A 13,648-nucleotide genomic window follows, 5' to 3' on the forward strand; every position below is an offset into this window, starting at 1 on the left:
GGGTGTACTGTAAAAGTGACGAATGGTCACTTTGTTAAAAACCGGTGAAATCTGCCGGAAAACTCCCAAAGAAAGGGGCGTATTCTGTATGGAGCGTATGGCTCGTTTTGTAGTAAAACGCCGCGGCTTTGTGCTCGCGACGGCATGTATACTGCTCGTGCTGTCCGCTTTCGGATACATCAACACACGGGTCAATTATGATATTCTGAGTTATCTGCCGTCTGATCTGCAATCGATGGAGGGCGAGCAATATCTTGAGAATGACTTCCAGATTGCCTCCACAGCGATGGTTACGGTAGAGGGTATGCCGACCGCGGATCTGTTGGACATGAAGGAAGAGCTGGAGCAGATCGATGGCGTTTCCAGCGTGTTCTGGACGAGTGATGTCCTGGATGTTTCGGTTCCGAAGGAAATGCTGCCGTCTGACGCGAAGGATTTCCTTTATGGCAAAAATGACTCGACCATGCTGCTGGTGCGGTTCGATGAATCGAGCGCGTCCGACAGCACGATGAATGCGATTGCGGAAATCAAATCCACGATGCGCAAGGGCTGTTTCCTCGGCGGCATGTCCGCCATTCTGGAGGACACCAAGGAGCTGGTCAATCAGGAGCTGCCGAAATATGTGCTGTGTGCGGTCGTGTTCAGCCTGCTGGTGCTGTTTCTGTTCCTGGAGAACACGGTGGTGCCGTTCATCTTCCTGCTCGGTCTGATCTTCCCGATTGTCTATAACTTCGGCAGCAATGTCTTTCTCGGGCAGATTTCGTACATCACACAGGCGCTTGCGGCCGTTTTGCAGCTGGGCGTCACGATGGACTTCAGTATTTTTCTGTTGAACCGGTATCAGGATGAGAAAGCGGAGAAGCCGAATGAGGAGGCGATGATCTCTGCCATCTGTAAAACGAGCACAGCGATCATGTCGTCCTCGTTGACGACGATTGCTGGATTCCTCGCGATGTGTACGATGTCGCTGACGCTCGGCGCAGATATCGGCATCGTTATGGCGAAGGGTGTCGCGCTCGGCGTACTGAGCACGCTGACCATCCTTCCGGCGCTCATCATCTATTTCGACCGCGTCATTGAAAAGAGCAAACATCCGGTTATCTGGCCGAATTTGAAACGCACCGGACAGTTTATCACCGGACATCCGAAATCGATTCTGGCGATATTTCTTGTCCTGTTTGTCGTATTCGGGCGGGCGCAGAGCCTAACCAATGTCTATTACACGCTGACCGACAGTCTGCCGCAGACACTGACCGGCATTGCCGGTACCAACAGGTTGTCGGAGGATTTCGGCATGCCGAGCTTCCATTTTGTCATTGTGGATGAGTCGCTGGATTCGGCGGATATGAAGAATCTCGCGGATGAGATCGACCATGTGGACGGCGTCAAGAATACGCTGTGCTATGAAAAATACATCGGCGGCGGCATCCCGCAGAGCGTCGTGCCGGAGGATGTGGCGTCTCTGTTCCATGCAGGCGGGCACCGGCTGATGATGATTACAACGGAATACAAACCGGGACACGATGAGATGAACGCACAGGTCGATACCATCGATCAGATTGTCAAGCGCTATGACAAAAATGGCATTATCACCGGTGAGGGAGCCATGACAAAGGATCTGATTACTGTCAGTGACCACGACTTCAGCGCCACTTCGGTCACCTCGATTCTCGCGGTGTTCCTTATCATCCTGCTGACCTTCAAATCGATTTCTGTTCCGGTGCTTCTGGTATTCGCCATTGAGGGCGCAATTATGATAAACCTCGGCCTGCCATATTTCACCGGTTCCACCATCCCGTTTATCGCAAGCATTGTCCTCGGTACGATCCAGCTCGGCGCAACAGTGGACTATGCGATCCTGATGACGACGCGCTATCGTGAGGAGCGCAACAACGGCCTTGCCCCGCGCGAGGCGGCGGCGATTTCGGTGCAGACCTGTGCACCGAGCATTATCACAAGCGGCCTGACCTTTTTTGCCGCGACCGTCGGACTGTCGTTTGTCTCCAAAATCGACCTGATCCGCAGTCTGTGCCTGCTCATCAGCCGCGGCGCGATTATTTCCATGCTCGTCATCCTGTTTGTTCTTCCGGCGCTGCTCGTCCTGTTTGCGCCGGTCATCCGCAAAACCTCATGGCACTGGATTGAAGACAATGCGTCCGGTGCGAAAGCAAAGCAAAATAAGGAGCGTGTTCCAATTGAAAAAGGCATATAAAGTAACGGCGGGCGCGCTGAGCGCCCTGATGGTGTGCGGCATGGTATCGCCCGCACTGGCGGCATCTGTCAGCAAGGATGAAACGGTATTTGCAACGCTCGAGCCGGACGGCACGGTTGCACATCAGACGGTGAGTGACTGGCTGCATTCGGATAAGGGGCTGAGTAACTTTGCGGATGTCAGTAATCTGGACGATATTGTAAATCTCAAAGGCAAGGAACAGCCGAAGCAGAATGGCAGTAAGCTGACCTGGAACATCGAGGGCAATGATGTCTATTATCAGGGTACCTCCACAGCAGAGCTGCCGGTACAGGCGAAGATCACCTACACGCTGGATGGCAAGCAGGTGGAGCCGTCCCAGCTGGAGGGTGCGGACGGGCATCTTGTCATTCATATCGCGCTGGAAAACAAACAGACCAAAACGGTCACGGTAGACGGGAAGAAGTATACCGTCTGCATGCCGTATTTTACAGTTATCGGCACGGACATGTCGGTGGATCACTTCAAAAATATCAAGGCGGAAAACGGCACGGTACAGACGGACAGCAGCAACCAGATTGTTGCATTTCTCGCCATGCCGGGCATGAAGGAGACCTATGGCGATCTGCTGACCGATGACCTGAGCGATGTTGCCGACATGCTGCTGGACGATGTTGAGATTGAATGCGATATGACTGACGGCGAACTGCCGTCCATCTATTTCGCCTGTGCGTCTGATCTGGATGATCTGGATGCAGAAGACCTTGATCTGGATGATACGTTTGACCAGTTGGATGACCTGAAGGACGCAACACAGCAGCTGATTGACGGCGCAGAGCAGCTGGCAGACGGATGCCATACGCTGGATGAAAAGCTGGGTGAACTATCCTCCAATTATGTCGCATTTCATGACGGCATTATCGACGCGACTTCTGGTGCGGGCTTGCTGACCGACGGCGCAAAGCAGCTGTCTTCCGGCATGCGCACGCTGAAGCTGGGGGCAGGCGATCTGGCAGATGGTGTCGGACAGCTTGCGGACGGCGCACAGTCGCTGGCAAGCGGTGCGGCACAGGTCGACAGCGGTGCACAGTCGCTGAAATCGGGTGCGGGTGACCTGTCCGGGGGCCTGAGCACGATTGACGGCAATTCCGGCAAGCTGTCCGCCGGTGCGTCCGATCTGGCGGACGGCCTGAACCAGCTGGGTGCGGCGCTGGAAAGTGACGATGTACAGGCGTTGTTCTCTGGTTCGTCCAAAATGAAGAGCAGCCTGAACCAGCTGTCCGGCGGCATGAATCAGGTCATGCAGGCGCTGAATTCCGGTAAATTACAGGAAGCAATGGATGGTTTGGACAGCATTGCTTCCTGTGCCTCCGAGTTGGAGAGCAATCTGTCCGCACTGTCGGCCAAGTCGGGCGAATCGCTGAGTGAGAGTGAAATTGCCGCACTCCAGAGTATGGAGGGCGGCGCGGAGATTCTGCGCAAGTTTGAGACCAACCGTCAGGCCGTCGACGCGATGGCGCAGGCCTGCGGTCAGCTTGCTGGCGCGGCGGGACAGATTGCCTCCGGTGCGGGCAGCGTAAAGAGTGGGATTTCTTCTTCGATGTCCAGTCTCAGCGAGAATTTGGGTACAATTAACAGCGGCCTGGAAACAGCGGCATCCAGCTATAGCACGATGGATGCAGGTCTGCAACAGCTGGCAAAGACGCTCGGAACCTCGGTTGCACAGTTGCAGGAGGGCGCAGTTCAGCTTGACAGCGGGATTGCGCAGTACACAAAGGGCGTCAGTCAGGCGGCTTCCGGTGCAAAGACGCTGTATGGCGGTGCGTCGGCGTTGGCAGACGGTACCGGCACACTGGTTTCCGGTGCAAATCAGCTGTCTGGCGGCATTGGTGAGCTGAACAGTCAGGTTCCGACGCTGACTGGCGGTGTGAACCAGCTGGCAGATGGTGCGGATTCGCTGACCTCCGGCGCAGATGACCTGTCAGCAGGCATGAAGCAGCTTTCCTCCGCAAGTGCGACGGTACAGGATGCCATCCGGCAGTTTGACGAAGCGGGTACCCAGCTTTCGGACGGTTCCGGCGAGCTGTATGACGGCATTGTAGAATACAATGAAGAGGGTATCAGCAAGATTACGGATAACGAGATGCTGACCAACCTGCGCACGGCAGCCAAGGTGCTGGATGAACAGCGCGAATTTGCACAGTCTGCGTCCTGCTATTCCGGCGCACCGGAGTCGGCCACGGAGACCACGACCAAGTATGTCATGCGTACCGAAGAAGTGCAGAATACAGAGGACGAGGACGACACGACAAAGCAGGAGCCGGAAAAGGAAACCCTGTGGGATCGCATTAAGGGTCTATTCTAACTCTCTCTCTCTTACTTTTCTTTTTGAGGAAAAGAAAAGTAAGCAAAAGAAAACCTTTCCGGTGCGCTCCCGCGCACCGCGGACATGTCGGACAAATGCGTCCGCCAGTCCGCCCCAACGCCGCAGAAGTGGATTTTGAAGCGGGCTGGAAGCAGTTCGGGGAGAAGCAAAAGAAAATCGTTCCGATGCGCTCCCGCGCACTGCGGACATGTCGGACGAACGCGTCCGCCAGTCCGCCCCCCAACGCCGCTTGGATATACGAGCCGGATACAATGGACAAAGAAAAAGGAGACATCCGCGGATGTCTCCTTTTTGTACGTTATTCGTCGTTTGTGCGGTCACTTCGCAAGAGCTGCCGCCGCGCCAGCAGGCAGATGGCGAAATACACCAGCCAGAAGAGGAAAAAGAGGAAGATTGGCCGGAACAGCAGCGGATAAGGTGCCGGAATCCCGTATGTCAGGAGGTTGTATACGACAGCCAGCGGCAAGAATGCCAGCACCCAGATATTGACCTTCCAGAACAAGTGGTTTGCTGCCGGTCTGGTGGCTTCTGCGGAGCAGACGATGCCGATGCCAAAAATCATGCAGCCCATTGCCATGAGAATCAGCCCGATAAGAATGGCGGTTGCTGTCTGCTGCTCGTACCAGATGCCGCAGGCGGCGGCAAGCCCGATGACATTGAATGCCGTCCCGGCGATGGCAAATACCGATGCGTTGGGCGCCTGTCTGCCCGCCTGCGGCGCAGACGGCTGAATGCCCTTTAACAGATAATCGGTTGTGACATCAAAATAATCGCTGAGCGCAATCACCCGGTCGAGGTCGGGCACGCTCTGTCCGCTCTCCCATTTGGACACCGCCTGGCGGGATACGCCGATCTGTGCGGCGAGCTCTTCCTGTGAAATGCCCCGGGTGCGGCGCAGCTCACGGATTCGGTCGGAGATCGTCATCATCAACACCTCTCTTTCTGTTTCTATCATACCAGAAATAACGGTTGCATGGCTACCATTTGCGGGTGATTTATCCGCAACCGGCGGTTGCACGATGCACTTTCCCTTGCATACGCTGTATAAAGGGATTATAATAACCCCATATCGGGAAATGAGGAGAATGGTATGAAATTCAGTGTAGTAATCCCCGTATACAATGTAAAAGACTATCTGGAAAAGTGTGTCCGGTCGGTTCTGGCACAGAACAATAACGAGTATGAAATGATTCTGGTAGATGACGGCTCGACAGATGGCAGCGGTGCGCTGTGCGATGAGCTTGCGGCGCAGGCGCCGGAAAAAATCCGTGTCATCCATAAGCCGAACGGCGGACTGGGTGATGCGCGCAATGTCGGCCTGGAACATGCACTGGGCGATTATCTGGTTTTTCTGGACAGCGACGATTATATCGACGAGACAATGCTCGCAGAGCTGTCTGAAAAAGTAGACGAGACACATGCTGAAATCATCAGCTTTGGTTTCCGCGTGGACAATGGCGGAGATACTTCGCAGGTGTTCATTGACCCGCTGCCGGAAGACCGGGTGTTTACGTTGGCGGATACGCCGGAGCTGCTGCTTGCCCTGCCGAATGCATGGACACGCATTTATGCGCGCCGGCTGTTTTTGGAAACCGGGATTCGGTATCCGGGCCGCGTGTGGTATGAGGACATCCGCACGACCACTAAGCTGTTTGCAAAGGCAAAGAGTGTCGCTTCTGTCCATCGGCCGTATTACTACTATGTCGTGCGGGAAAATTCCATCACGCGCAACAAGAATGTCGACCGCAACCATGAGATTATGGATGCGTTTGACGACCTGCTGGGCTGGTACCGCGAGAACGGGCTGTTTGAACGCTACCGCGATGAACTGTGCCGTTTGGCAATCGATCATATTTTCCTCGCGGCTTCTGTCCGTGTGCTGATGACCGACCCGAAGCATCCATTGCTTCAGGAGTTTTATCAGTACATGCGCAAATATTTCCCGGGGTTTGAAAAAAACCGCTATGTGGCACAGCTGCCGCGCTCCAAAAAGCTGGCATTCAATCTGCTGCTGCATCGCCGGTACCGTCTGCTCGCCACCCTGTTCCGCGCAAAGAACAGAGTTGGCGGTTGAGAAAAAAAGAAAGGATTTCCTGTTTTGAAGCTCAATAAAAATGCCCTCAGCTCCAAAAAGGGCGTGCTGTTAAAAAATACGGTCATGCTGTATATCATGCAGTTTTCGACGTATCTGCTCAGCTTTATTGTCGTTCCATATGAGACCCGTGTGCTCGGCCCGACCTATTACGGCAAGCTGGGTGTTGCGACGGCAATCATGGTATATTTCCAGCTGGTCATTGATTTCGGCTTTCTGCTCAGCGCAACAGAAGATGTTTCCCGCAACCGCGAGGACAGGGGAAAGGTATCCAGGATTTTGACCGCAGTTACAATCGACAAAATTTTCCTGACCATTGGTTCGGTCATTGTGCTGCTTGTGTTGTGTCAGATTTTGCCGTCGTGGCGCGAAGACCGCACATTTTATCTGCTGTTTTTGATTGCCACCGCAGTCAATTCCATGATTCCGGATTACCTGTACCGTGGACTGGAGCAGATGACTGCGATTACGGTGCGGACGGTTGCGATCAAGACGTTTTTCACTGTCATGATTGTGCTGCTGCTCAAGCAGCCGGAGCAGTATTGTATTATCCCGATTTTAAATATTATCGGCAATACAGCCGCGCTTCTCGGCGTATATCTGCATCTGTACCGCCAGATGAATATCCGGTTTGTCAAATGCCGGGCACGGGAGATCTGGGACAGCTTCCGCAGATCGAGCACATTTTTCTATTCGCGCATTGCAACCTCCGTATACACCGCGAGCAATACGGTTATTTTGAGTATTATTTCCGCGGGCTCGTCCATCGGTTATTATACGCTGGCGGACAAGCTGGTGACGACTGCAAAAAACGGTCTGTCGCCAATTTCCGACAGTATGTATCCGTATATGACCAAAAACAAGGATTTCAAGCTGGTCTGGAAGATTTTGAAGATTTTCATGCCGATTATCATCGGCGGCTGTGCGGTTGTCTTTGTATTTGCGCGCCCGCTGTGTGAAATCGTGTTTGGCGCGGGTTATGGCGATGCGGCACCGGTACTGCGCGCGATGCTGCCGGTTGTCATTGTCATCCTGCCGAGCTATATCCTCGGTTTCCCGACGCTGAGCGCAATGGGACTGTCAAAATATGCGAATTATTCGGTTGTCTTTGGTTCAGCGCTGCATGTGTTCAACCTGTTGGTGCTGTATTTCACCGACAATATGAATATGGTCACGCTCGGCGCACTGGTATCGATTGCGGAAATTGCCATCCTGCTGTTCCGTATTATCGTAATCTGGAAAAACCGTGCGCTGCTGCACGTGGAACAGGAGGACTGAGCACATGTCCATAGGAAAGAAGCTCCAAAAGGGGTTGGCATGGACGCTGGGCAGCGTCCTGCCGGTAAAGAAAAATAAAATTGTATTCACCAGCTATTATGGCCGCGGCTATTCGGACAATCCGAAGGCAGTTGCCGATGAGCTGCTCAAGCGGGATGAAGACCTCGACCTCGTCTGGCTGGCAAATGACCCGGAAAAAGCAGGCACGCCGTCCGGCGTGCGCGTGGTCAGATATGACACCATGGCGGCGATCCGGGAGCTGTGCACGGCGCGTGTCTGGGTGGATAACTGCCGCAAGGGTGCGCGTCACAAGAAAGCCGGGCAGTATTATATGCAGACCTGGCATGGCTTTGCGCTCAAGCGCATTGAGCGCGATGTAGCGGACACGCTGAGCAAGGAAGATGCGACCTATGCGGCTTATGCGCAGCGTGATTCCCGGCAGATTGATGCGATTATTTCCGACAGTACCTTCATGACGAAAATTTATCAGCAATCGTTCTGGTATGACGGCCCGGTTGAGCAGTACGGCTCACCGCGCAATGACATCCTCGTGCATCCGCCGAAGGATGCAAAGGAGAAGGTCTGTCGTGCGCTGCACCTGCCGGAGGGCAGCAATCTGGTCATGTATGCACCGACCTTTCGTGCGGACGGCTCGCTGGATGCATACAGTCTGGATTATCATGCGGTCTGTGCCGCCTGTGAAAAACGGTTCGGCGGAAAATGGATTGCGCTTGTGCGCCTGCACCCGCATGTGATGCAGCGTGCAAAAGACCTTCATTTTGATAATAAGACGACCTTTGACGCGACGGCATTTGACGACATGCAGCTTCTGTTGTCCGCCTGCGACGCGGTGATTACGGACTATTCGTCGCTGATGTTCGACTTTGCGCTGACACGCCGTCCGTGCTTCCAGTTTGCGACCGATATTGACGCCTATAAAAACGACCGGAATTTCTATTTTCCGATTGATGACACACCGTTCCCGCTGGCGAAATCCAATGAGGAAATGATGCAGCACATTGCGGCATTTGATGAGGCAGAGTATCAGCGCGACTGCGCGGCATTTTTTGAAAAGATGGGCTTCTGTGTGGACGGAAAGGCATCTGCCCGCTGTGCCGACTGGATTCTGGAGCGGGTGAAGGGAAACCCGTAAATCATACAGACAGACAGCCTGCCTCATCGGAGGGAGGCATTGGCGCTCCGGCAATGACAGAAAAAAGCCGCTTCGGGTTTTCCGAAGCGGCTTTTGTGCGGCTGTGAAAAAGATTTGCATTTCCCTGCCGGATTATGTATAATAGGCATGAGGAAACAAAAAGATGCGGCAGCTGTGGAAAGCTGGAACCTTCCCACAGCCTGCGCAGGTGACTACGACACCATACACAGCGGATCATCCGCACCGCACACTTATTATAGGCTATTTTCCCGCCGGATACAAGCATTTTTAGGGGCACTCTCCCCTTGATCGAAAAGCTGACCGCTTGTGCCGCCGGAAAACCTGTAGCTCTTTTTTCTGCCGGATACAAGCGTTTTTAGGGGCATTCTCCCCTTTTATCGAAAAGCTGACCGCCTGTACCGACAGCAAAACCTGTAGCGCTTTGCGCAGTGCGACGGCTCCGCAATGCATTTGGAATATACAGACTGCCGTCTGCATAGACTACTGCTTATGGGTGTTTCTGTGAAGCGTGCTCCCCGTGCATTCACAGCCCTGCACGGCAGTTTTTTTGTTTTCCTCGCACGGGCGCGCCGGGCGGATGCGGATCGTAGGATCCATCCCCGTCATTCGTCCGGTGCTGCGCCGTGTGAGCAAAACGGGTACACACGGCAGGATATGCAAAAAGCCGCTTCGGGTTTTCCGGAGCGGCTTTTGTACTGTCTGAAATGGGGTCAGATACTGATGATGCCGAGCGCGCTGAGTACCGAGCTGATGAGGATTGCAATGAGGAAAATCGGCGCAATCCAGCGCATCATGACGCGGAACATCTTCTCGCGCTTGAAGGACGAATTTTTCTTGACCTCATCCAAAATCGTGTCCAGTCCCACAATCCAGCCGAGGAAGAGGCAGGTCAGCAAGGCGACAGTCGGCATCAAAATGCTGTTGGAAATGAAATCGAAGAAATCGAGGAAGCTCATGCCGAGCGGTGCAATGCCCGACAGTGTGCCGTAGCCCAGTGCGCTGAAGAATCCCAGCACAAGGCAGATGACATAGGTGACGACACAGGACAGCTTGCGCGAAATATGGAACTTGTCGCAGAAAATCGAGACGACGGTTTCATACAGCGAGATGCTCGACGTCAGTGCTGCGAAGAAGACCAGCACGAAAAACGCAATGCCGATGACAGTGCCGAAGCCCATGCTTGCGAATACCTTCGGCATGGTGACGAACATCAGGCCGGAACCTGCGTTGAGTGCCTCCTCGTCGCCGCCGGAAAAGGCGAAGACAGACGGGACGATCATCAGGCCGGCAAGGAATGCAATGCCGGTGTCAAAAATTTCAATCTGAGAGACCGACTTTTCAATGTCGGTATCATCCATCATGTACGAGCCATAGGTAATCATAATGCCCATGGCGAGCGACATGGAGAAAAACATCTGGCCGAGTGCGCCGAGCAGTGTGTTCAGCGAAACATCGGAGAAATGCGGGGTGAGGTAATATTTTACACCTTCCCATGCGCCCGGACGGGTCATGGAATAAATCGAGATGGCGATAGAGAGCGCGATCAGCAGCGGCATCATGATGCGGCTGGCGTTTTCAACGCCGCGCTTGACGCCGAACGAGACAATCACTGCCGTAATGGTCAGGAAGATGACCATCAGCACGTAAGGCTGAAGCGGGCTGGTGATAAAATCGGTAAAATAGCTGTCTGCCGCTGTGGTTTTCGCACCGTCTGTCACAAATACGCCGAGGTATTTGAGAATCCAGCCGCCGATGACGCAGTAATACGGAATGATGATAATCGGCACGAGGCAGGACAACAGGCCGATGAAATTAAACCGCTTGTCGATTTTGCCATAGGCGCCGACTGCGCTCAGACGGGTTTTGCGTCCCAGAGTGATCTCTGCCGTCATCAGCGAATAGCCGAAGGTGAGCACGAGAATCAGATAAATGACGAGGAACGTACCGCCGCCATATTTGGCTGCCAGATACGGAAACCGCCACAGGTTGCCGAGACCGACGGCAGATCCCGCCGCGGCCAGGACAAAGCCGATGCGGCTGGAAAAGCTGCTGCGTTTTTTACTCATGAAAAAATTCCCTCCTAAATTTCATGTACGCATGGCGTGTGCCATGCGGTAAAAATTCCTCACATGCCCCAGGGTTTGCCTCAGATCTGGGCGCATTGGGCATGGGTTTGGTCTATTATACCACAGGTGTGCGTTTGTGGAACAGAAAATGTGCGAAAAACGAAAAAAAGCCTGTGCTGCGGCGGGCGAATGGATAGCATGTGCAAAAACGGGAAAACTAAAACCGCCCGCCGGATGGCGGGCGGAGGAGGAATGGCGATGAATCAGCCGATTGCCGTGACAACAGACAGCTTTCAGGAGCAGGTGCTGCGCGCCGAAAAACCGGTACTGGTGGATTTCTGGGCGGACTGGTGCGGCCCATGCCGCAAGCTGGAGCCGGTTGTGGAGGAAATTGCAGCGGAAACCGACGCGGTGCGGGTGTGTAAAATCAATGTTGATCATGACCCGCAGCTGGCGAGCCTGTACCACATCAGCTCAATTCCGACCGTGATGCTGTTCCGCAGCGGAAAACCTGCGGCGTCCGTGACCGGCGTGCACAGCAAGGAAGCCATCCTGCGCATGCTGGATCAGATTTGATGAGAGGAGGGGTCTGGTTATGAAGGTAGAAATTGACAGAGCGGGCTGTATTGCCTGCGGCCAGTGTGCCGGAACCTGTCCGTCGGTGTTTGAAATGGCGTCAGACGGACTGGCACAGGTCATCCGCCAGCCGGATGCGGCGGAAGAGCAGGACGTACAGGCAGCCGCAGAAGGCTGTCCGGTTCTGGTCATTCATGTGAGCTGAATCGGAAGGTGATGCGTCCGCGCCGCCGGGATCAGGAAACGCACACAGCCGGGCACTGCGGTAAACGACAGGCGCAGCGCACGGAAGTTTTGTCCGTCGCCGCAGACATACAGCGGTTGATGTGGAATCAGTGTGAGGCGGCGGAATTGCTTGCGGATGAATGCCGCCGTACCGCGCGGCGGAAGGCTGCGCTGCAACGTGAGGTCAAGCTGTCCGTCAGATGGGTCGGCGTACCGGAAGAGGGTTTTCCTGCCGGAATGGGCGCTGTTGCCGACTGCGGCAACCACAAAGGCTCCGGTCAGCAAGGACCCGTCATCACAGGCGGCGGCGAGCGATACCGGCGGGGAGAGCTGCCCTCCGGCACGGCTGAGGGTGCCGGGCGAACAGATGCGCACTGAGCTGAGGAAGCGCTGCCCGTTGCAGTCGATCATATCGACAGCCCGCGGCGTGGCACGCAGCTGTGCCAGCGGGCTGGAAAAATCGGCATGTGGATAGCTGTGCGCGAAGTCACAGCCCCGTGCATCCGGAATAATGCCGATTTCCGCGTTGGAAAAGCCGGAGGCAACACGCGCAGCGGCGCACAGGTCTGCGTCGCTGCCGCATACATAAAACCGCATGGCGCCGCCGCGCGCCGCATCGCGGCAGATGACGGATGCAATGTCGCCCGGCCTGCGGCATTCGCGGATCAGACACAGCGCACCGGTTTGCGCGGCTGCTGTGCGGATGCGCGCAACCAGTCGGCTGTCTGCCTGCCTGTGCGGCTTTGCCGCACATAACAGAAAAATATGCTCCATGCGGATACCTCCCCTCTCATGCGCTCCTCTGTGGTTACAGTATAACACAAAAATGGGTAAGTGTGTTGTTTTTCTGTGTAAGAAAAAGCAGGAAATCTATTGCACTCCGGCAGCCGCGTGTATTACAATAGGAAAAGAGAAATCAAGCAGGAATTGGTTTGACAAATTATTGAATGTTTATGAGGTGAGCGAAATGAATGAAAAGCAGATGGCAGGCTACGAAGCTGCAAAATATGTCAAGGACGGCATGCTGGTCGGCATCGGCACCGGTTCTACGGCATATTATCTGATTGAAAAGCTCGGTCAGCGCGTCAAAGAGGAAGGCTTGAACATCAAGTGCGTTTCCACGTCTGATGCATCCACGGAGCAGGCAAAGAGCCTCGGCATCGAGCTGCTGGACACCAACGACGCACCGGTGCTGGATATCTGCATCGACGGTGTTGACGAAGTTGACCCGCAGTTCAACGGCATCAAGGGCGGCGGCGGCGCGCTGTTCCGTGAGAAGATTGTCGCATCCAGCGCAAAGTACAACATCTGGGTCTGCCACAGCGCCAAGCTGGTTGACGAGATCGGCGACTTCGGCCTGCCGGTAGAGGTTCTGCCGTTCGGCTACAAGCATGTTGTCAAGAAGATGGAGGAGGCAGGCTTTGAGCCGGTGCTCCGCATGAACAAGGATGGCTCGATCTACGAGACCAACAACCACAACTACATCCTCGACACCAAGTACACCAACTCCAAGTTCGGCAAGGATTATGCCGCAATGGAAGCATTCCTCAAGGGTACCCTCGGCGTACTGGAGACCGGCTTCTTCCTGAACCGCACGGATATCATCATTTCCGCAGGCCCGGACGGCATCCAGACCATCCAGAACCCGAACAGATAAGTC

The 13,648-nt window shown here is 54.6% G+C and carries 11 protein-coding genes; 8 read left to right on the plus strand and 3 right to left on the minus strand.

The window, feature by feature from the left end:
- Nucleotides 1–97: 97 nt before the first annotated feature.
- Nucleotides 98–2,212, plus strand: a complete 2,115-nt coding sequence (locus ACLM7Z_RS05335) for an efflux RND transporter permease subunit (RefSeq protein WP_330395845.1) — start codon at nt 98–100, stop codon at nt 2,210–2,212.
- The gene (locus ACLM7Z_RS05340; RefSeq protein WP_273349426.1) at nt 2,196–4,556 is read left to right on the plus strand and encodes a hypothetical protein; all 2,361 of its coding nucleotides are present in this window, start codon (nt 2,196–2,198) and stop codon (nt 4,554–4,556) included. Before ACLM7Z_RS05335 ends, ACLM7Z_RS05340 begins: the two co-directional genes overlap by 17 nt.
- Nucleotides 4,557–4,875: 319 nt before the next feature.
- Here ACLM7Z_RS05340 and ACLM7Z_RS05345 read toward each other — a convergent pair whose 3' ends face one another.
- On the minus strand, nt 4,876–5,505 hold the full coding sequence (locus ACLM7Z_RS05345) for a helix-turn-helix domain-containing protein (protein WP_242969820.1): 630 nt from the start codon (nt 5,503–5,505) through the stop codon (nt 4,876–4,878).
- A gap of 162 nt (nt 5,506–5,667) precedes the next feature.
- Between ACLM7Z_RS05345 and ACLM7Z_RS05350 the strand changes: the two genes are divergently transcribed.
- From ACLM7Z_RS05350 to ACLM7Z_RS05360, 3 genes are read left to right on the plus strand one after another with little or no spacing between them, the layout of a single operon-like run.
- A complete protein-coding gene (locus tag ACLM7Z_RS05350) occupies nt 5,668–6,651 on the plus strand; it encodes a glycosyltransferase (RefSeq protein ID WP_087019050.1) in 984 nt (327 codons plus the stop codon).
- A 24-nt stretch (nt 6,652–6,675) separates the two neighbouring features.
- Complete coding sequence (locus ACLM7Z_RS05355; RefSeq protein ID WP_087019048.1) at nt 6,676–7,947, plus strand: oligosaccharide flippase family protein; 1,272 nt, start codon at nt 6,676–6,678, stop codon at nt 7,945–7,947.
- Nucleotides 7,948–7,951: 4 nt separating this feature from the next.
- Nucleotides 7,952–9,100 carry a CDP-glycerol glycerophosphotransferase family protein gene (locus ACLM7Z_RS05360; RefSeq protein ID WP_087019046.1) on the plus strand — a complete coding sequence of 383 codons (1,149 nt, stop codon included), beginning with the start codon at nt 7,952–7,954 and terminating at the stop codon, nt 9,098–9,100.
- 731 nt (nt 9,101–9,831) lie between these two features.
- On the opposite strand, the gene ACLM7Z_RS05365 is transcribed toward ACLM7Z_RS05360, so the two are convergent.
- Nucleotides 9,832–11,187, minus strand: a complete 1,356-nt coding sequence (locus ACLM7Z_RS05365; RefSeq protein ID WP_087019043.1) for a sodium-dependent transporter — start codon at nt 11,185–11,187, stop codon at nt 9,832–9,834.
- Between the two features lie 258 nt (nt 11,188–11,445).
- On the opposite strand from ACLM7Z_RS05365, the gene trxA reads away from it, so the two are divergent.
- Both trxA and ACLM7Z_RS05375 read left to right on the plus strand, forming a co-directional pair.
- The gene (gene trxA / locus ACLM7Z_RS05370) at nt 11,446–11,763 is read left to right on the plus strand and encodes a thioredoxin (RefSeq protein ID WP_087019041.1); all 318 of its coding nucleotides are present in this window, start codon (nt 11,446–11,448) and stop codon (nt 11,761–11,763) included.
- 19 nt (nt 11,764–11,782) lie between these two features.
- Nucleotides 11,783–11,968, plus strand: coding sequence for a ferredoxin (locus ACLM7Z_RS05375; RefSeq protein WP_087019038.1), 186 nt, complete (start codon nt 11,783–11,785; stop codon nt 11,966–11,968).
- Here the strand turns inward: ACLM7Z_RS05375 and ACLM7Z_RS05380 are convergent.
- Entirely contained in the window at nt 11,956–12,762 is an 807-nt protein-coding gene (locus ACLM7Z_RS05380) for a diacylglycerol/lipid kinase family protein (RefSeq protein WP_087019036.1), read from the minus strand. The two genes, ACLM7Z_RS05375 and ACLM7Z_RS05380, sit on opposite strands and share 13 nt — an antisense overlap.
- Before the next feature lie 193 nt (nt 12,763–12,955).
- Here ACLM7Z_RS05380 and rpiA point away from each other — a divergent pair, with 193 nt between their 5' ends.
- Nucleotides 12,956–13,645: a ribose 5-phosphate isomerase A gene (rpiA, locus tag ACLM7Z_RS05385; RefSeq protein WP_435645662.1), complete on the plus strand. Its 690-nt coding sequence runs from the start codon at nt 12,956–12,958 to the stop codon at nt 13,643–13,645.
- Nucleotides 13,646–13,648: the final 3 nt, after the last annotated feature.

Source organism: Butyricicoccus porcorum (genome assembly GCF_051246315.1).
In the GTDB taxonomy this organism is placed as follows: Bacteria; Bacillota; Clostridia; order Oscillospirales; family Butyricicoccaceae; genus Butyricicoccus_A; species Butyricicoccus_A porcorum.